Origin of the sequence: Microlunatus sp. GCM10028923 (assembly GCF_042666975.1) — a bacterium.
In the GTDB taxonomy this organism is placed as follows: Bacteria; Actinomycetota; Actinomycetes; order Propionibacteriales; family Propionibacteriaceae; genus Microlunatus.
Genome location: NZ_JBHTFF010000010.1, coordinates 208,754 through 227,049, shown reverse-complemented (window position 1 = coordinate 227,049; position 18,296 = coordinate 208,754). Strand labels below are relative to the sequence as shown.

The 18,296-nt window shown below is 67.1% G+C and carries 17 protein-coding genes; 8 read left to right on the top strand and 9 right to left on the bottom strand.

Annotated elements, in window-relative coordinates; all coding sequences use genetic code 11:
• Positions 1 to 29: 29 nt before the first annotated feature.
• Positions 30 to 344 (top strand): nucleotide pyrophosphohydrolase, encoded by a 315-nt coding sequence (locus ACFQU4_RS24105; protein ID WP_377496810.1) that lies wholly within the window; start codon positions 30 to 32, stop codon positions 342 to 344.
• On the opposite strand, the gene ACFQU4_RS24100 is transcribed toward ACFQU4_RS24105, so the two are convergent.
• The 3 genes from ACFQU4_RS24100 to ACFQU4_RS24090 are packed head-to-tail and all read right to left on the bottom strand — an operon-like array spanning position 345 to position 2,847.
• Entirely contained in the window at positions 345 to 1,106 is a 762-nt protein-coding gene (locus ACFQU4_RS24100; RefSeq protein ID WP_377496807.1) for an amino acid ABC transporter ATP-binding protein, read from the bottom strand.
• Entirely contained in the window at positions 1,103 to 1,978 is an 876-nt protein-coding gene (locus tag ACFQU4_RS24095; RefSeq protein WP_377496805.1) for an amino acid ABC transporter permease, read from the bottom strand. The genes ACFQU4_RS24100 and ACFQU4_RS24095 overlap by 4 nt, the downstream gene beginning before the upstream one ends.
• Positions 1,975 to 2,847, bottom strand: a complete 873-nt coding sequence (locus ACFQU4_RS24090) for an ABC transporter substrate-binding protein (protein WP_377496803.1) — start codon at positions 2,845 to 2,847, stop codon at positions 1,975 to 1,977. Before ACFQU4_RS24090 ends, ACFQU4_RS24095 begins: the two co-directional genes overlap by 4 nt.
• A 91-nt stretch (positions 2,848 to 2,938) precedes the next feature.
• Here ACFQU4_RS24090 and ACFQU4_RS24085 point away from each other — a divergent pair, with 91 nt between their 5' ends.
• Positions 2,939 to 3,190 (top strand): PLD nuclease N-terminal domain-containing protein, encoded by a 252-nt coding sequence (locus tag ACFQU4_RS24085; RefSeq protein ID WP_377496801.1) that lies wholly within the window; start codon positions 2,939 to 2,941, stop codon positions 3,188 to 3,190.
• A gap of 1 nt (position 3,191) precedes the next feature.
• On the opposite strand, the gene ACFQU4_RS24080 is transcribed toward ACFQU4_RS24085, so the two are convergent.
• The 5 genes from ACFQU4_RS24080 to ACFQU4_RS24060 form a co-directional block, all read right to left on the bottom strand.
• The gene (locus ACFQU4_RS24080) at positions 3,192 to 3,698 is read right to left on the bottom strand and encodes a gluconokinase (protein ID WP_377496798.1); all 507 of its coding nucleotides are present in this window, start codon (positions 3,696 to 3,698) and stop codon (positions 3,192 to 3,194) included.
• Positions 3,695 to 5,131, bottom strand: coding sequence for an NADP-dependent phosphogluconate dehydrogenase (gene gndA, locus ACFQU4_RS24075; RefSeq protein ID WP_377496796.1), 1,437 nt, complete (start codon positions 5,129 to 5,131; stop codon positions 3,695 to 3,697). Before gndA ends, ACFQU4_RS24080 begins: the two co-directional genes overlap by 4 nt.
• 117 nt (positions 5,132 to 5,248) lie before the next feature.
• Positions 5,249 to 5,854 carry a GNAT family N-acetyltransferase gene (locus ACFQU4_RS24070; RefSeq protein ID WP_377496794.1) on the bottom strand — a complete coding sequence of 202 codons (606 nt, stop codon included), beginning with the start codon at positions 5,852 to 5,854 and terminating at the stop codon, positions 5,249 to 5,251.
• A gap of 588 nt (positions 5,855 to 6,442) precedes the next feature.
• Positions 6,443 to 7,699, bottom strand: a complete 1,257-nt coding sequence (locus tag ACFQU4_RS24065; RefSeq protein ID WP_377496792.1) for an MFS transporter — start codon at positions 7,697 to 7,699, stop codon at positions 6,443 to 6,445.
• A 47-nt stretch (positions 7,700 to 7,746) separates the two neighbouring features.
• Positions 7,747 to 8,928 carry a hypothetical protein gene (locus tag ACFQU4_RS24060; protein WP_377496789.1) on the bottom strand — a complete coding sequence of 394 codons (1,182 nt, stop codon included), beginning with the start codon at positions 8,926 to 8,928 and terminating at the stop codon, positions 7,747 to 7,749.
• A gap of 401 nt (positions 8,929 to 9,329) precedes the next feature.
• Here ACFQU4_RS24060 and ACFQU4_RS24055 point away from each other — a divergent pair, with 401 nt between their 5' ends.
• The 4 genes from ACFQU4_RS24055 (at position 9,330) to ACFQU4_RS24040 (ending at position 13,793) form a co-directional block, all read left to right on the top strand.
• Positions 9,330 to 10,514, top strand: coding sequence for a YcaO-like family protein (locus ACFQU4_RS24055; RefSeq protein ID WP_377496787.1), 1,185 nt, complete (start codon positions 9,330 to 9,332; stop codon positions 10,512 to 10,514).
• Positions 10,514 to 11,263: a TfuA-like protein gene (locus tag ACFQU4_RS24050; RefSeq protein ID WP_377496785.1), complete on the top strand. Its 750-nt coding sequence runs from the start codon at positions 10,514 to 10,516 to the stop codon at positions 11,261 to 11,263. Before ACFQU4_RS24055 ends, ACFQU4_RS24050 begins: the two co-directional genes overlap by 1 nt.
• Positions 11,264 to 11,380: 117 nt before the next feature.
• On the top strand, positions 11,381 to 12,364 hold the full coding sequence (locus ACFQU4_RS24045; protein WP_377496782.1) for a hypothetical protein: 984 nt from the start codon (positions 11,381 to 11,383) through the stop codon (positions 12,362 to 12,364).
• Between the two features lie 883 nt (positions 12,365 to 13,247).
• Complete coding sequence (locus ACFQU4_RS24040; protein ID WP_377496780.1) at positions 13,248 to 13,793, top strand: rRNA adenine N-6-methyltransferase family protein; 546 nt, start codon at positions 13,248 to 13,250, stop codon at positions 13,791 to 13,793.
• Positions 13,794 to 13,822: 29 nt separating this feature from the next.
• On the opposite strand, the gene ACFQU4_RS24035 is transcribed toward ACFQU4_RS24040, so the two are convergent.
• Positions 13,823 to 14,203: an SSI family serine proteinase inhibitor gene (locus ACFQU4_RS24035; RefSeq protein WP_377496778.1), complete on the bottom strand. Its 381-nt coding sequence runs from the start codon at positions 14,201 to 14,203 to the stop codon at positions 13,823 to 13,825.
• A gap of 288 nt (positions 14,204 to 14,491) precedes the next feature.
• On the opposite strand from ACFQU4_RS24035, the gene ACFQU4_RS24030 reads away from it, so the two are divergent.
• Both ACFQU4_RS24030 and ACFQU4_RS24025 read left to right on the top strand, forming a co-directional pair.
• Positions 14,492 to 17,428 (top strand): S8 family peptidase, encoded by a 2,937-nt coding sequence (locus tag ACFQU4_RS24030; protein WP_377496776.1) that lies wholly within the window; start codon positions 14,492 to 14,494, stop codon positions 17,426 to 17,428.
• Between the two features lie 10 nt (positions 17,429 to 17,438).
• Positions 17,439 to 18,287 carry an AAC(3) family N-acetyltransferase gene (locus ACFQU4_RS24025; RefSeq protein ID WP_377496774.1) on the top strand — a complete coding sequence of 283 codons (849 nt, stop codon included), beginning with the start codon at positions 17,439 to 17,441 and terminating at the stop codon, positions 18,285 to 18,287.
• Positions 18,288 to 18,296 lie beyond the last annotated feature (9 nt).

The window sequence follows — 18,296 nt, the reverse complement described above, 5'->3', positions numbered from 1 at the left end:
CTGAGAAACCTTAGTGGTACGAATGCGCAGTGAGCATCAAGGCGCTGCAAGATCAGCTGGCCGACTTCGCCGACCGTCGCGACTGGGGCCCGTTCCACACGCCGCGCAACCTCGTCCTGGCGTTGACCGGCGAGGTCGGCGAACTGGCCGCCGAATACCAGTGGCTGACCGAGGACGAGGCCGCCAAGGCGATGGACGACCCGGAGCAGGCCCAGGCGATCCGGCTGGAGATGGCCGACGTGTTGATCTATCTGCTCCGGCTGGCCACGGTCACCGGCGTCGACCTCGAGGCTGCCGTACGGGAGAAGATGGCGATCAACGAGAGCCGCTTTCCCCCGGCCTGATCAGCTCGGCATGATCATCCGGGCCAGGAACTCCCTGGTCCGCTGCTCCCGGGGCTCGGTGAAGATCTGCTCCGGCGGGCCCTGCTCCAGGATCCGGCCGTCGTGCAGGAAGCAGACCTTGTCGGCAACCTGCCGGGCGAAGTCCATCTCGTGGGTCGCGATCACCATCGTCATACCGTCGTCGCGCAGGCTGCGCAGCAGCGCCAGCACCTCGCCGACCAGCTCCGGGTCGAGCGCCGAGGTGACCTCGTCGAGCAAGATCATCATCGGCCGGTTGACCAGGGCCCGGGCGATCGCCGCCCGCTGCTGCTGACCGCCGGACAACTGATCCGGCCACTGCCCCGCCTGTTCGGCCAGGCCGACCCGGGCCAGCATCGCCCGGGCCTCCTCGCGGGCCCGGGCCGGCGGCACCCGGTGCACCCGGATCGGCGCCAGCGTGACGTTGTCGAGGACGGAGAGGTGCGGGAACAGGTTGAACGCCTGGAACACGATGCCGATCCGGGCCCGGACCCGGTCGGCGTCGATCCGCGGATCCGAGATGTCCTCGCCGGCCAGCAGGATCCGCCCGTCGTCCAGTTCCTCGAGCAGGTTGAGGCAGCGCAGCAGGGTCGACTTGCCCGACCCGGACCCGCCGATCAGCACCACGCACTCACCCTCGGCGACCTCGAGGTCGAGGTCGTCCAGCACCACCCGGCGGCCGAACACCTTGCGCAGGCCTTCGGCCCGCAACAGCGGCTCCGTGGGTACGTCCCGGGCGGTCACAGGTGGCTCCCGCCCGCGCCGTACCAGCCCTGGCGCCGGGCCACCCAGTCGGTGACCCGGGCCAGTGGAACGGTCAGCGCGACGAACAGCGCGCCGGCGACCACGTACGGGGTGAAGTTGAAGTCCGACGCGGTCTCGATCTGGGCCGCCCGGATCGCGTCGATGACGCCGAGTACGGCGATCAGGCCGGAGTCCTTCTGCAGGCTGACCAGGTCGTTCAGCAGCGGCGGGACGACCCGCCGGACCGCCTGCGGCAGCACGACGAAGCGCATCGTCTTGGGGTAGCTCAGGCCGAGCGACCGGGCCGCCGCCCTTTGCGACGGGTGCACCGACTCGATCCCGGCCCGGAACACCTCGGCGACGTAGGCCGAGTAGGTCAGCACCAGCGCGGCACCGCCCCAGATCACCGCGTCGTTGGGCAGTCCCTGCAGCCGCAGCGCCGGCACGCCGAAGCCGAGCAGGAAGATCACCAGCAGCAGCGGCAGCCCGCGGAACACGTCCGTGTACGCCGCCGCGAACGCCCGCAGCGGGAAGAACACCGGCCCGCGCAACGTCCGCAGGATCGCGATGATCAACCCGATGATCAAGATCAGGATCCCGGAGACGATCATGACCCGGATGTTCAACCAGAGCCCGGATGCGACCGCCGGCAAGGCATCCAGCGCCTTCACCGGGTCGAAGAACGTCTGCTGGACGCGCGGCCAGCCGGGCGTCGACGTGATACCGATGATCACGGCAGCCACCACGACGACGGTACTCACGATCGCGATGATCATGGACCGGGTGGACCGGCGCCGCCGGTAGCGGATCCGTTCCAGTTGCAGCGGCGACGGGCGCCACGGCTCACCCGTCGGCGGTGACACGGCGGTCACGACAGGACGGGAGCCCCGCCCGAGCCGGCCAGCCACTCCTGCTCGAGCCGCTCCAGGGTGCCGTCCGCGCGCAGTTGATCAACGGCACCGGAGACGCAGCCGGTCAGCCGGCTTCCCTTGCCCAGAACGAAACCGAACTGGTCCGGCGTGCCCTGACCGGCCGGCAGCTGGCCGACGATCACCCCGTCGTCGAGCTGGGCGGCGGTCATGTAGAACGCGGTCGGCAGGTCCACCACGATGCCGTCCACCTGGCCGTTCTGCAGGGCCTGCACGGCAAGATCGTTCGTGTCGTAGACGGCCGGCTGCTGGCTCGGCTTGATCTGCTCGGTGATCGCCGTGTACGAGGTCGTACCCACCTGGGCGCCGAGCTTGGCGCCGGCCAGGTCGGCGATCGAGGTCTTCCCGTCGATCGCCGAGCCCTTCGTGGTGATCACGGTCTGCGCGACGTCGTAGTAGCCGGTGGAGAAGTCGACCGCCTTGCGCCGCTCCTCCGTGATCGACACCTGGTTGAGGTCGACGTCGAACTTCTTGTCCCCCGGCGCGTACGCGCTGGTGAACGGGACCACGGTCCAGGCCACCTCGTCCCGGGTGAAGCCGAGCTTCTCGGCGACCGCGTAGGCGACCGCGGACTCGTAGCCCTTGCCGTTGGCCGGGTCATCGTCGACGAACCACGGCGCGTAGGCCGGCTTGTCGGTCGCCACGGTGAAGGTGCCGGGCTTGACCAGGGCCAGTGACTCCTTGGCGCAGGCGGCGGCATCGGTCGGTGGTGGTGCGGACGACTCGACCTGCGGCGCGCACGCGGCGGCGAGGGTCAGCGCGACCGCGGCGAGGGCGCCGAGGCCCAGCCGGGCCGGACGGAGAGGGGACATCGCAAGGCCTCCCAGGGGTTCGACGAGTCGGTTCACCGACGGGCAAACCCTACTGGCTCCGCAACTGGCGTCACGGGGCTAGGCTTTGCCCATGATCAGGTACCTGCCGATCATCATCGTCGCGCTCCTCACGATCTACTGTGTCGTCGAGGTGGCTCAGGCGCGCCCGCTCGAGGTGCGCCGGATGCCGCGCTGGCTCTGGGCCACGATCATCATCTGCCTGCCGCTCGCCGGTGCGGTCTGCTGGCTGTTCTTCGGCCGGCCGAACGCCGAGTCCCGCCGCCGGTTCGATCAACCGCCGAAGGCCCCGGACGACGACGTCGACTTCCTCCGCGGGCTCTAGCTCAGTCCGCGGCGAGCCGCGCCAGGGCCGCTGCGGCGATCTCCTCCGGCGTGCCCGTCACCGGGATCACCACGCCGTCCTCGTCCGGCCCCAGCGGTTCCAGCGTGTCCAGCTGCGAGTCGAGCAGGCCGAGCGGCATGAAGTGGTCGGTCCGGGCGGACATCCGGGCCGCGATCTCCTGCCGGGACCCGTCCAGGTGGACGAACCGTACCCGCGCATCGGCCTGGCGCAGCACGTCCCGGTAGACCCGGCGCAGCGCCGAGCAGGTGACCACGACGTCGCCGTCCGAGGCCGAGATCCAGTCCCGGATCGCGGCCAGCCAGGGCTGCCGGTCCTCGTCGGTGAGCGGAGTGCCGGCCGACATCTTGGCGACGTTCTCGGCCGAGTGGAAGTCGTCCGCCTCGGCGACCGGCCGGCCCAGCCGCTCGCCGAGGATCGCGGCCACCGTCGTCTTGCCCGAGCCCGCCACGCCCATCACGACGAGCGCGGTCTTCGGAGTCTCGGTCACGCCGGGCTCTCGGAGCGGTCCGCGCTCCACTCGGTGTGGAAGGTGCCCTCGCCGTCGACCCGCCGGTACGTGTGCGCACCGAAGAAGTCGCGCTGCCCCTGGATCAGGGCGGCCGGCAACCGCTCGGCCCGTACCCCGTCGTAGTAGGCCAGCGACGACGAGAAGGCCGGCGTCGGCACCCCGTGCCGGGCCGCCGCGATGACCACCCGGCGCCAGGCGGCCAAGCTGCTCCCGACCGCGCTGGTGAAGTACTCGTCGGCGAGCAGCAGCGGCAGCTCCGGATCCCGCTGGTACGCCTCCGTGATGCGATCCAGGAACCGGGCCCGGATGATGCAGCCGCCGCGCCAGATCTTGGCCATCGCGCCCCGGTCGATGTCCCAGTCGAACTCCTCGCTGGCGGCCGCGATCTGATCGAAGCCCTGCGAGTACGCGACCACCTTGGACGCGTACAGCGCCTGCCGGACGTCCTCGACGAAAGCGTCCGGATCCTCGACCTGCCAGGCCTCCGCGTCACCCGGCAGCACCTTCCGGGCGGCCTCGCGCTGCGGCACCGACCCGGACAGGGCCCGGGCGAAGGTGGCCTCGGCGATCCCGGTGATCGGCACCCCGAGATCGAGCGCGTTCTGCACGGTCCAGCGACCGGTGCCCTTCTGCTCGGCCTGGTCCAGCACGATGTCCACGAACGCCGAGCCGGTCTTCGCGTCGACGTGACCGAGCACGTCCGCGGTGATCTCGATCAGGAACGACTCCAGGTCGCCCGAGTTCCAGGTCCGGAAGATCTCGGCGATCTCCGCCGCCGACTTCCCGGTGCCCTGCCGGATCAGGTCGTACGCCTCGGCGATCAGCTGCATGTCGGCGTACTCGATGCCGTTGTGCACCATCTTGACGAAGTGCCCGGCACCGTCCGGCCCGACGTGGGTGCAGCACGGTTCGCCGTTCACCTTGGCCGAGATGTCCTCCAGCATCGGCCCCAGCGTCTTGTACGACTCCGGCGACCCGCCCGGCATGATCGACGGACCGTTCAGCGCCCCTTCCTCACCACCGGAGACCCCGGTGCCGACGAAGTGCAGGCCGCGCTCCTTCAGCGCCGCCTCGCGCCGCCGGGTGTCCGGGAAGTGCGCGTTGCCGGCGTCGATCACGATGTCGCCCTCGTCGAGCAGGCCGAGCAGCTCGTCGATCACCGCATCGGTCGCCGCGCCCGCCTTGACCATGATCACCACGCGGCGCGGCTTCTCCAACGAGGCAACGAAATCCCGCATCGACTCCGAGGGTACGAAGGTCCCGTCGTCACCATGATCATCGATCAAGGAGGTGGTCTTCGCGTAGCTGCGGTTGTGCACCGCCACCCGGTACCCGTGCCGGGCGAAGTTGCGGGCAAGGTTCCGGCCCATCACGGCCAGTCCGGTGACCCCGATCTGCGCAAGTTCAGCCACGATTCGACTCCATCTCTTCGGTCCTGTACGAGCAAGCGACTGCGGGGAGTAGCGTAGCCGCGCCGGTCCGGACGTGCGCCGGCAGGTGGACCACACGTGACGTGGTTTAAAAGCTGCCTATGAGGCTGAGTCCTGCTGTCGTTCGGCGGAACGCCGCCACTCATTCTCAAGCACGCTCATGATCACCTCGTCACAATACTGACCGTTGTGGAATGCCACGTCGCGGCGTCGGCCTTCCTCGATGAACCCGGCACTCCGGTATGCCGCGATGGCGCGGGTGTTGTAGGCCCAGACCCACAACTCGATCCGGTGCAGCCCGAGTTCTGCGAAGCCGAATCGCAGCATCAGCCGGACTGCCTCGGTGCCATATCCCTGACTGGTGTATTCCGGGCCGAGAACGATGACGAACTCGGCCGATCGCCCGTACTGTTCCAGCTTAAGTCCAGCCTGACCGATCAAGGTGTCGTCGGAGGCGCGGACCACAGCTAGGCCGAAGTCCTGCAGCGTCATGGTGCGAGTCCACTCTCGGAAGCGGTCGACCGTCGCACCTTCCGGAACGGGACGGGCTGTCGACTGCTGAAGGGTCAGCGTCGCAGGGTCGTTCCACCACCGTGTGAACTGGCCAAGATCTTCGTCACGGACCTCCCTCAAATAGATCCGGTCGCTCCGCAGCAGGTCGGTGCTGTAGGCGATCGCCGAGTCAGTGTCGGTCAGCCGTCGCATTGCCACATCCTGCCCTATTGGTCACTGACGCACCAGATCTTGATCAAGATTGAGCCGACGAGTCGTTTGGAGACGATCCAGAGACGTCGTGCCGGGGAAGCAAGTCATTCGCAGTCGGACCGATGCTCTTGTCGGCGAACGAGCCGGAGCCTGATCATGCTCCTATCAACCGGGCGGAATTCAGCAGCTTCGGGCGCTGACGGCGCCCTCGGTGCCGAGGTCCCAACTTTGTTGACTGCGCTTGACGATCGCAGCCCTCCGAAGTCTAAGTACATGCTTCACCCCGCCGCGATCCAGGCGCGGCCGACGAAGATCAACTCGATCACTCCTTGCGGTCCAACGATCAGCGTGTCGGCGAGAGACCTCGCGTTCTGCATGGCACGGATATATTCCAGCCTGGCAGGACAGCCCCCCCACGGATTGCGCTGCAGAACGTGAGGACATACCCGAAGCCGCGAGTGACGCTTGACGTCAAGGGTCAGCGCACTGAGATCCAGCGGGAGGGCGAGCGGCAGTGCGAGCACGAGCCCACGCGGTCCCCAGACACGATCACCGCCCCCTAGCCCCTGCGGGTCTGGCTATCGAGAATCAGGGCGTGACGGCGCCAACGTCCTCTGACTCGACCTCTGGCCTGCTACTGAACCTTCGCACAGCGCGCGTCATCGCAGCGATGATCGCAGCGGCCAAGATCACCAGAGCGCCGAAAACGAACGGGACCTTCGCGCTACTCCAAGATGTGAGCAGGCCCGTCAGCGCGTAGCTGAACGGAATGGCGGTCCGACTGGTGAATGCGAGCGCAGCAACGACTCGACCGACATGAGCAGCCGGAGCCATCTCCAACATTGCCGCGTTTGCCAGGGTGCCGAATAGTCCAGCCCCTATCCCCATCAGAACCCCGATTCCGCCAGACAGCACCAACACGCTCCCACTGGCCCCGATCAGCGCAAGAGCAGCGAGACCCATGAGACCGCCTGCCATGATCACTAGCCCGAGGCACATCACCAGTCCACCGCGACTTACACCCTTGCGCCACGACAGCAGTCCCGCAACGGTGGCTGATCCGAGGCCGAACCCGCCGATGATCCAACCGATCGCCCCGACGCCCCAGCCCGCCTCCTTGGCAAGCAGCGGAACTCCAGCGGCCGTCTGGCCCACGAAGCCCAACTCCAGCAGGAAGATGATGAGGAGCAACCGCGCCAATGCCTTGTTGCTCCTGATGGCCCGGAAGCCAGAAGCCATGTCCGCCCACATTGACCGAGAGCCCTCAGCGCCCTCGTCGACCCCGTGTGCCGAACCAACGGTGTGCCGGGACGGGGGGACCATCCGTGTCAGCAGTAGGGCAACGACGGAGATGGCGAACAGGCCGGCGTTGACCCCAAACACCCAAGCGCTGCCCGCCAACAGCAACAAGGCGCTGGCGGCCGGCGAACTGATGAACGCGGACACACGGCTCGCCACCGTCTTCGCCGCCGAAAGTCGCGTCACCGACACAGTAGGCCCGAGGAACCGCGGCACCGACGCAACCGCCGGCTGGAAGAATCCGTCGACGATACCGAACAGTGCGGCAAGGACGGCTAGCAACAGTGGACTGAGAGAACCGCTGCCGATAACGACCAGCAAGATGATCATGATCAACGTTCGAAGCGAATCGGACACCACGATGATCCGCTTCGGCCCGACACGGTCGACCAGCACACCACCGAACAGCAGAATCAGCGCCTCAGGCACCGCATTTGCCAGCAAAATCCAGCCTACATTCGCTGGTGTCGTCGTCTGGACCGCGACCCAGCTCAGAGCAATCAGAAATATATGACTCCCAATGAAAGAGGTCGTCAACCCGATCAACCATCGCACCGAATGTGGGACCGTACTCGCGGCCCGTGCAAAAGCCATCAGACGTTGCGCTTCGCCGCGAGCAGCCCATGCCTGATTAGCAACTGAAGGTGCTCGAGGATCTCTTCCTCCGGAACTGTCTCACCCTCGGCCCGCGACCAGGTCAACGCCTCCGCCACGCGGAACGGTCCGGCGACACTCCCCAGCCCGATAAGGAACGCGCGCAGCCTGGGATCATCCGACTCGAACTCATCTTCAGGTGACAGCGAGACGCGCACCAGGTTTCCATCCTGCTGCAGAGTCGGTTTACGCCGGAAGATCAATAGCGAGTCGCTGTTGATGCTCGCCTTACGCTCAGCGAAGCGCTGCTCCGACCGCTCCCAGTCACGATCCCAGCTTCCGCCGTCCCGCAGATCAGACTGATACTTTCCAAGGCGAACGGCGTTGCGGCGGTACGGATCGAAGACGTGCCAACGTAGTGGGTCGAGGATTCTGCCCTCCGGCACCGATGGAATGTCGGTGTGCTCGACAACGTCGCCAGCTGGCCTAAAGACCCACACTTGAGCTAACGGCTCCTCGGGGGCCACGGACAGCCAAGCGTCCTTGTTGTGGACACGCAGCGGAATGGCCACACTCCCATGCCATCGGTCGCTGGCGATTACGGCGTCCAGCACGCGGAAACCCCGATCGACCATCTGCACATGACTGGGGTCTTTAACGAACAGTTCGTGGCCTGGTTCCGTCTCGAACACCACGCCCAACCAGATGCTGATCAAGAAACCGAAGTCTCGAGGGCCCTGCTCATGTGTGACCTCGATGAAGTGGTGCGGGTAGTCGGGGTCGTCCACATCGAAATGCTTTGGAACCCGCTGTCCGGCCAGCCGATCCCGGTACAAATCCACGCACTCCTGATGCCACGAAGGCGAGAAGTCAGAAATCCTGATGTAGCTGTCCTCGTCGATCGTTCGCAGGTAAGTGGATCCGTCGTCACCAGGAAGACGGAAGTCGACTGCGTCGGAGCGAACCCGGAAGGAGAAGCCGACCGGAGAGAAGCACAATGCCCCAGTGCCGTATGGACCAGCGACCGGAGGGCAGAACTGCACTGCGCGTGCCGGCAGATCAGGAGCCAGGTCGGAGGCCGGAACGACCGCCCGCGCCCTCGGCAAGGTCGCATACGTGCGCAACGTCGAGGCGGGAAACCTGGAGCCCGGTTCAAGATCACCAACGCGCTGTGTGGCCATAGCAGCACAAGTGTAGACAGCCCATCCGCACCTGAGCAGTGACTCAACGAAATTTGGCCAATGTGATCGAACCCATTGCCGTGGGCGACCGCCCTACGTACCATCAATCACATCCATCGATCCATCTGCGGCATTGGACTGCAGCCACCACTCAAGGGGAGATGAACATGTTTGAGCACGACACAAAGCCGTTAACGGAAACCACCCAGCCTGACTCGCCCACGCCGACGAGGAAGGACGAAGGGGGCTCGACCCGCAGTACAAGTCTGAAGGTGCGATCCGCCGTGCGCGGTGGTGCCAACGGCGCCTACATCCGCTGATCAGTTGCAGTGGCCCCACAAGGAGGCACCGAGTCCGACAGTGCCCGCCATGATGCGGCAGCGACTCGTCGGCCGCCGGGAATGAAGCGCTACTTTGGGGGCACTTACCGAGCCGTCGACCCGGCTGACACATGGAAACGCGTGTGGCGGTCGCGGTCGACGTTCGGTATTACCCGGCTAGCACGAGTCACAGGGCTCGATTTTGTTGGCATCCCAGGATTCACCGCCATCCGTCCGAATTCGAAATCTCTGGCCGTTTCCCAAGGCAAGGGCCTTAGTGACGACGCAGCACGCGCGTCCGCGATCATGGAGTCGGTCGAGCTTTGGCACGCCGAGAACGCAAACCTTGTGACACGGACCACCTCATTTGAGACATTGTCGCGAACCGGCCGCGTCATCGACGTCAATCGACTGCCGCTTAGGCCCGGCGTACAGAAGGTGGATGAGACGCAGGAGATCGCCTGGGTCGAAGGAACCAATGTGATCGACGCCCAGAATATGTGGGTCCCGCTGGACGCGGTGATTATCGACAGCACTCTACCCGCGCCGCCGGTCTTTCCACATTCCACCAATGGACTCGCGTCAGGAAACACCCACGACGAGGCCGCTTGCCATGCATTGTTCGAACTCATCGAACGTGACGCCTATTCAATGTGGCAACACGACCTCGCAGATCCCGAAGGCGAATCCACTCTGCTCGATCTGAGGACTGTCGACGACCCCGATTGCCGAGCGTTGCTCAACCTGTTCGCCGAAGCAGGCTTGGTGGTTGTAGTCAACGACATCACCTCAGAGTTCGGCGTTCCCTGCTACACGTGCCTGGTCGGCGACCAACCCGGAAATTACCGCACAATTGGGCTCGAGTGGGGAGCTGGTTGCCATCTGTCCCCACGGGTTGCGCTCGCCCGCGCACTCACCGAAGCGGCACAGTCTCGGCTAACCGTCATTTCTGGCAACCGCGACGACATCGCCGACAGCCGGTACACCGACCTCACCGACGACGACCTCACCGATTTCCGAGACCGCGTCCAGTCCGCTGTTCCCACCTGCCAATGGCGGATGGAGGTCGACTGCACATCGAGTTTCACGACAGACTTCAAGACGGTCGTGTCCCGGTTGTCGAGCGCCGGCATCGATGCCGTAGTCCTCGTCACTCTGACCGATCCCGACATCGGCATACCTGTCGTCAAGGCGATCGCTACCGATCTGGAGGGGCCGTTTGGCCATGTCCGGATCAATAGCCGAGCCCGGACGTTGACGTCCTAATGAGCGCAGATGCGGTGGTCTTTCTCGGTCCGAGCCTTGCTTGCGACCGTGCCACTACCATTCTCGACGCGACCTACTTGCCCCCTGTCCGCGCAGGCGACGTGTTGCGGGTTGTTGAAGAAATCCATCCAGCTTTTCTGTTGGTCATAGACGGTCTGTTCGAGCAGGTCGCTTCAGTCCGCCACAAGGAGTTGCTCTATGCGTTGTCGCAAGGAGTACGAGTTTTCGGGGCGTCCAGCATGGGGGCGCTCCGTGCCGCTGAGCTTGGTGAGTTTGGAATGATCGGTGTCGGCCGAGTCCACGACCAGTACGCGCTCGGCGACATCGACGGCGACGACGAGGTCGCAATCTCCCACAGCTCAGCCGATGACGGCTGGCAGCCGTTGTCAGAATCGCTGGTGAACATCCGCTGGGCCACCGGGAGAGCCGTCACCCGCGGCGTAATCAGCCCCGCCGTCCAGCATCAACTGGTGAGACACGCGCGGCGGACCTACTATCCGTTCAGGCACTGGGCGTCCTGTTGCGACGCAGCGCTCTCGGGAGGCGCACCCGCCGGCGAGATCGCAGACTTCCGTTCATTCCTAGCCGCCGAGAAGCCTGACGTGAAGGCTCTCGATGCTGAGGATCTGCTCCGCCGTGTCCGCTCCGAAGTCGAACAACGGACGGGCGCAAACCGCTCCCCAAACTTCACGCTGGCCCGCACCAGCGAACTGGACGGATGGCTGACCGACGCCCGACCGCAAGGTTGACCCGGCAGGTGAAACACCCTGCACGCCGCCCTCGCCAGAATCGACGTACTGATCGCGACCGGCGAACAAGCATCGGATACTGTGACGGGAAGCCCCGATCATCATCGAGGAGCAGTCATGCTTCAGCCCCTTGGTATCCGCGCCGAGGCCGAGGCCATCTACGTGGTCCTGGCAACGACGGATGCCGCCTCGGTCGAGGAACTGGCTCAACGCGCTGGCGCACCCTTGGACAGTGCTGAGCATTCCTTGTCAGAGCTCCGAGGCTTGGGCCTAGCAGCCGAGGTGACGCCCGGGTTGTGGAAGGCGCTGCCGCTGCTCGATGTGGTCAGCGGGCTGCGAGCGCAGCGGCTCTCCGAGCTGGAGACAGCGACCATCGCGGCGGAATCCCTGGCCAGCCATCTTCTGGCCGCCTCAGAGTCCACCACTGACGCCATCAAGGTGCTGGTCGGGACGGATGCCATCGTCGCTGCCCATCGGGAGATCTGGGACTCCGCGAAGCGCGAGGTCTGCGCTTTCGACAAACCGCCCTACGTCAAGGCTCGTCCGAATGCCACGCCCGAGAGTTTGCTGCAAGTGGCGCCTGAGTGGCGAGCGCTGGAGCGCGGCGTCGGGATCCGCGCCGTCTATCACCCCGGATTCGATTCCGACCGGCTGGCAGAACTGGCCCTGTTCGGGCAGAGAGGCGAGCAGTCACGGACGGCGCCGGTGCCGATGAAGCTCGTCGTCGTCGACGGCCAGGTCGCCATGATCCCTTCGATGCGTTCCTACGGACCGGGGCACGAGCTCCGGGTTTCGGTCACCAGGCATCCGGCGATCATCGAAATGCTGCAGTGGTTGTTCGAGTCGGTCTGGGACTCTTCGGTGCCGATCATCACCCACTACGGACGCACTGATCCACGGCGCCAGATGCTGATCTCGCTACTGATGACGGGGTCGACCGATAACGCGATTGCCGGCCAACTCGGCGTCACGGTGCGATCCGTCCGACGCTGGATCTCCGACCTCATGGACGAGTTGGGCGTGACCACCCGACTGCAACTCGGTGCCGCATTGGTGCGAGCGGACGCCCTGAATCAGACCCCGGATCGCCAGCGCGCCTGAGAATTCCATTGATCTCAGCGTCAACATCTTTCCAAGTCGGGTGCTTCAAGGCTAGGATCCTCACACAAAGAAGCCACGCCCGCGGTCCTCTGGGAAAGGACCGCGGGCGTCGCCCAGGGGGAGGAGATCCTCATCAGTCTCGGGGGATGACTGATAAGGACATCAGCGACAGATTCGGTGCTCACATCACCGGTCTGTCTTTCCGGGAACGTCAGGTAATCCCGGCTTCCTTGCGGAAGTCTCTTTTGTTGTCGTCGCTCGGACCGCTCACCACCCTGACGGTGGGGCTCTGGTCCGGCGGTCCTGCGTCTACTTCCTGCGAACTCAGAGGCTGTTGACCTCGCTCGCGATCTGCAGACTGTTCACCTCGGGAACTAGCCCGTTGTCTGCCTTCAAGCTATTCACTGCACTCGCCGCCGTAGCCGCCGCAGCAATCACGCCCACCGCCAACACGGCCGCGGCTACTGCTCGTACGACGATGCGCTTGGAAGGCCTGGACGGCCCTGCCCGCCGAGCACCGACATTGTTGTGAGACATGCAACTCTTCCTTCCTGTTGGTGCCAGCCTCCGCATTCCCAGTTGCTTCGGCAGTCACCCCTGACGTTGGTTAGAACTTATTCGACCCTGGAGACGAAGTCACCATTTTTGAGTGTCCAGTACTGGAAATGTCCTAAAGCGGACCCTGGCGGTCGCCATGCGACCTGACTGCCCCCGAGGCTCACCAGGCCAGGATGGCCCCGCCCCAGGTCTCGGTCAAGCCGCCTCTCACTAGGCGAGGAACCGCGTTCCCGAGCCTCCGGCCGGGCGCTGCCGGAAAATCCGTCGCGGACCTGGGCGGCCGATCGGTACGTTCGGATCATGAGCATGTTCATGATGGTGACCCGTGTCCGGGGCAGGGCGGCAGCGGCCGTCGTCCCGACGTCGATGGGGTTGGCACCGGCTCGAGCCTGAGTGGGCGGACCGGCTGGTCGATCATTCCCAGGTCCGGCCCGGGCAGCTGGTGGTGGAGTTCGGAGCCGGGACCGGAGCGGTGACCGGACCGCTGCTGAACAGCGGGGCCCGGGTGATCGCGGTCGAGCGGCACCCCGGACGGGCCGAGACCCTTCGGCGGAAGTTCTCCGAGCAGCAGGCCGAGGACCGGTTGAAGGTGGTCGAGCTCGATGCCCGCGACTTCCGGTTACCGGGCCGTCCGTTCCGGGTGGTCGCCAGTCCCCCGTACTCGATCACCTCGGAGTTGCTGGGGTTGATCACAACCCGCGGCAGCCGGATGGTGCGAGCCGACCTGCTGCTGCAGCGGGCCGCCGTGAGGCGGTACGTCCGACGGCCGCCCGGAAGGTACGCCGGCGCCCTCGGGCTGCCGGTGCCGCGGCGGGCGTTCGCGCCACCGCCCGAGGTCGACTCGGCGGTGCTGACGCTGAGGCGGCGCTGACCGTTGTCCTCGCGGACACCCAGCGCTGATCAGGTGCCGGCGCGCGGGAGCAGACCGGCCAGCGCGTCCCAGCGGCCGATCTCGCAGCCGTTGGTCCGGCTGAGGATGCTGTTCACCGGCTGGCCGCGCCAGGTCCCGGTGATGGTGGCGGTGTCCGGGCCGCCGTACTGCTCGGTGCAGGCGCGGTCCGGCGGCACCGGCTGCAGCGCCTCCTCGTGCGACTGCAGGGCCGCGCACGCTGCCTTCGGGTCGGGATGGTTGCCGCCGGCCGGAGCACAGGTCAGTGTCCAGGTCGAGACGGTGCCGTTGCCGTTGTCGTACCGGATCGTCAGCTCGTCGCCGGGCGACGGCTGGGCCGTCGGAGCGCCGGAGGTCGAGGGGCTCGGCGACGGCTCGCTCGGACCGGACATGGTCGGCTCCTCACTGGGGGCGGCGGGCGTCGTCGCCGATCCGCATCCGGCGATCAGCCAGACCAGGCAACCGAGCAGAACCAGCCAGAATGCCCGTCGGTACCCGTTCCGCATCCTTTTCCTTCGCCTCGACGCGTCTCACCCCGACTGCTAGCGTCAACCCTACCGGGGGGTCCAGTGGGGCTGGGCTCTTCGCATGTCCATGGCCCGGCGACCTCGTCGTGTAAGGGGTTCGACGCGGAGAGGATCGCAATGTTGGTCAGGAAACGCCGTCGGTTGGCTGCCCTCGTGACCGCACTTCTGGTGACGGTCGGTCTGGTGGCGACGGTGCAGCCGGCGACGGCTGATCCGCTGCTGCCGGAGGCCATGCCGCTGACCGCGCCCGGCACCTACATCGTCACTCTGGCCGACCGGCCCCTGGCCACCTACGACGGTTCCCGGAAGGGCTTCGACGCGACCCGGCCGGAGAACGGCCGCAAGGTCCGCGTCGACACCGACGCTGCGAAGGCGTACCGCGGACTGTTGTCCCAACTGCAGGACAGCATCGCCGACCTGGTCGGCGCGAAGGTGCTGCAGCGGTTCTCGGTCTCCCTGAACGGGTTCGCCGCCGAGCTGACCCCGCGCCAGGCCCAGCGCCTGCAGCGCACGCCGGGCGTCATCTCGGTGGTCAAGGACACGCTGATCCAGTCCGACGACGACCGCCGCTCCACCGACTACCTCGGCCTCAGCGGCGACGAGGGGGTCTGGGAGACCCTGGGCGGCCCGAAGAAGGCCGGCGCGGGCGTCGTGGTCGGCGTGATCGACACCGGCATCTGGCCGGAGAACCCCTCCTTCGCCGGTGACCCGCTGAAGACCAAGCGGTCGGACGAGGACTTCCAGCCGTACCTGGACGGCAAGTCCGTGGTCCTGGAGAAGTCCGACGGCAGCACGTTCCACGGCACCTGCCAGACCGGCGAGGAGTGGACCGCCGCCGAGTGCAACGACAAGTTGATCAGCGCCCGCTACTTCGGTGACGCCTGGATGGCCGCCGTCCCGCCGGCCGCCCGGCGCGACTTCCTCTCCCCGCGGGACGGCTCCGGCCACGGCTCGCACACAGCCTCGACGGCAGCCGGCAACGCCGACGTGCCGGCCAGCGTGGACGGGGTCCCGTTCGACGAGATCTCCGGCGTCGCCCCGGCGGCCAAGATCGCCGTCTACAAGGCCCTCTGGGAGGGCGCGACGGTCGAGCAGTCCGGCGGCTTCACCTCCGACATCGTCGCGGCGATCGACGCCGCGGTGGCCGACGGCGTCGACGTGATCAACTACTCCGCCGGCAGCGGTGACACCTCGCACGACGACCCGGTCGGCCTGGCCTTCCTGTCGGCGGCCTCGGCCGGCGTCTTCGTCGCCGCGTCGGCCGGTAACGCCGGGCCGACGCCCGGCTCCGTCGGCAACACCGAGCCGTGGATCACCTCGGTCGCCGCCCACACCGTCCAGCCGTACGAGGCCACCGTCGTGCTCGGCGACGGCCGGAAGTTCGCCGGTGCCAGCAGCACCGTCCGGGACGAGGTCGGGCCGTCGCCGCTGGTCACCGGCGCCACCGTCAAGACCGCCGAGGCCACCCCGGAGGACGCCACGCTGTGCGGGCCCGGCACGCTCGATCCGGCGCTGGCCGTCGGCAAGATCGTCGTCTGCGACCGCGGTACGTACGACCGGGTGGCCAAGTCGGCCGAGGTGAAGCGGGCCGGTGGGCTGGGCATGGTGATGGCCAACCTCTCCGAGGACACCACGGTCGGCGACCGGCACTCGGTGCCGACGGTGCACCTGAACCCGCCGGGCTCGGTCGACGTGAAGACCTATGCGGGCACGGCCGACGCCACGGCGACCCTGGTCCAGGGCAACCAGACCGACCTCAAGACCCCGTACCCGCAGATCGCCGACTTCTCCTCCCGCGGTCCGTCCACGGCCGGCGGTGGCGACCTGGTCAAGCCGGATCTCGCCGCCCCCGGCGCGACGATCCTGGCCGCGGTCGCTCCGCCCAGCAACGAGGGCCGCGACTACGACTTCTACGACGGCACCTCGATGGCCGCGCCGCACGTGGCGGGGCTGGCCGCTCTGCAGCTGACCAAGCATCCGCAGTGGGAGCCGATGCGGATCAAGTCGGCCCTGATGACGACGGCCGGCAATCTGAAGACGTCCGACGGCAAGGCCCTGACCGACCCGTTCGCGCAGGGTGCGGGCGGGGTCCGGCCGGGCCGGATGTTCGATCCCGGCCTGGTCTTCGACGCCTCCGACGACGACTGGCTCGGCTATCTCGAGGGCCTCGGCGTCGACACCGGCACCGGCGCCGACGAGATCGATCCGAGCGACTACAACAGCCCGTCGATTGCGATCGGTGAACTGCTGCAGCACCAGACCGTGACCCGTACGGTGACGGCCGTGAAGCCCGGCACCTACCGGGCCAAGATCAATCTCCCCGGCATCAAGGCCAAGGTCACGCCGTCCATCCTCAACTTCGACGAGGCCGGCCAGACCAAGACCTTCACGGTGACGTTCGAGAAGGATGCGGCGCCGTACGACGAGGCGGCCACCGGGTTCCTCACCTGGAACGGTGCCGGCACCTACGCACGGCTGCCGATCGCGGTCACCCCGGTCCAGCTGTCCGCGCCCGAGGTCGTGACCGGCGACGGCGGCAACGGGTCGCTCCGCTACGAGGTGGTGCCCGGCGTCGACGGCGACTTCCCGATCGTCAAGTACGGCCTCGCTGCCGGGACGGCCGAGAAGGGTGCGCTGAAGCCGTCGGAGCAGAAGCAGTACCCGGTGACCATCGAAAAGGGCACCAAGGCCGCCCAGATCTCGGTCCGTTCCGAGTACGAGCAGGCCGACCTCGACCTCTACCTGTACCGGCTCGTCGACGGGACCCCGGTGCCGGTCGGCGAGTCCGCCGGGCCGACCGCGGACGAGACCGTACGGCTGACCGAGCCGCCGGCCGGCGAGTACGTGGCCCGGGTCGAGGGGTACGCCAACGCGCCGGAGACCGAGACGACGCCGTACCTGTTCCAGGCAGCGTCCGTGACCGACAAGACGTCGGAGGGATCCTTCACGGTCCGGCCGTCGGACCCGACCGCGGAGGTCCAGGAGCCGATCGACGTCTCTGTCCGCTGGCGCGGCCTGGACCGGGACGTCCCCTACCTGGGCTACATCGAGTACCGGGACGGCTCCGGAACCCTCGTCACGATCAACTGATGATCACGGCATGACCGATCCGGTGATCGGCCGGGACGAGCTCGTCGCCGGCCTGGACCGGCTCGGGCTCGGCCCGGAGTCGATCGTGTTCCTGCACGCGTCGCTGCGGTCGTTCGGCCGGGTCGACGGCGGCGCCGAAACCGTGCTCGCCGCCGTGCGGCAGGTCTGCGGCACGGTACTGATGTTCGGCGCGGTCGGCGATCGGACCGGGGTGCCGGCGCCGCCCGGCCTGGTCCGGCCCAACAATTCCTTCTACGAGGCGGATTCCTGGGCGGCCTTCGACGCCGCCGTCGCCGCTGCCACCCCGGCCCGGCCGGGACTGCCGACGGACGCCTGGCTCGGTGCGATCGCGGCCGCCTTCGCCGACCAGCCGGACGTGATCAGCGGTGATCATCCGCTGTATCCGTTCCGGGCCGCCGGTGATCATGCCGAGGAGTTGATCAAGGCTCAGCGGCCGGACCTGATGCTCGGCCCGGTCGACGCGCTGGACCGGCTGGCCGGCGACGTGCTGCTGCTCGGCGTCGGGCATCACGCCAATACCACGATCCATCTCGCCGAGCAGCGGCTGGGTCGCTCGCTCTTCTACCGGTACGCGGTCGTCGCGCCCGGCGTCTGGGCCGAGGTTCCGAACGTCTCCGGCGAGTCGCACCAATTCGACGACCTCGAGCCGCAACTGGCCGCCGCGACGACCGAGACCATGATCGGGAACTGCCGGGCCCGGCGCGTCCCGGCCCGTGCGGTCCTGGCCGCCGCCACCTCGGTGATCATGAACGACCCGGCCGCGCTGCTCTGCCCGGACCCGGATTGCCGCTGCGGCGGTGCGTTCCGGCAGCGGCTCGCCGTACTCGCCGCGGAGTGAGCCGCCGCC

What these genes read in the sequence shown, in the direction of transcription:
- ACFQU4_RS24070 (WP_377496794.1), bottom strand. Translation starts at nt 5,854, where the DNA reads ATGCGACGGCTGACCGACACTGACTCGGCGATCGCCTACAGCACCGAC.
- ACFQU4_RS24050 (WP_377496785.1), top strand. Translation starts at nt 10,514, where the DNA reads ATGAGCGCAGATGCGGTGGTCTTTCTCGGTCCGAGCCTTGCTTGCGAC.
- ACFQU4_RS24035 (WP_377496778.1), bottom strand. Translation starts at nt 14,203, where the DNA reads ATGTCCGGTCCGAGCGAGCCGTCGCCGAGCCCCTCGACCTCCGGCGCT.
- ACFQU4_RS24055 (WP_377496787.1), top strand. Translation starts at nt 9,330, where the DNA reads ATGAAGCGCTACTTTGGGGGCACTTACCGAGCCGTCGACCCGGCTGAC.
- ACFQU4_RS24045 (WP_377496782.1), top strand. Translation starts at nt 11,381, where the DNA reads ATGCTTCAGCCCCTTGGTATCCGCGCCGAGGCCGAGGCCATCTACGTG.
- ACFQU4_RS24060 (WP_377496789.1), bottom strand. Translation starts at nt 8,928, where the DNA reads ATGGCCACACAGCGCGTTGGTGATCTTGAACCGGGCTCCAGGTTTCCC.
- ACFQU4_RS24085 (WP_377496801.1), top strand. Translation starts at nt 2,939, where the DNA reads ATGATCAGGTACCTGCCGATCATCATCGTCGCGCTCCTCACGATCTAC.
- ACFQU4_RS24090 (WP_377496803.1), bottom strand. Translation starts at nt 2,847, where the DNA reads ATGTCCCCTCTCCGTCCGGCCCGGCTGGGCCTCGGCGCCCTCGCCGCG.
- ACFQU4_RS24025 (WP_377496774.1), top strand. Translation starts at nt 17,439, where the DNA reads ATGACCGATCCGGTGATCGGCCGGGACGAGCTCGTCGCCGGCCTGGAC.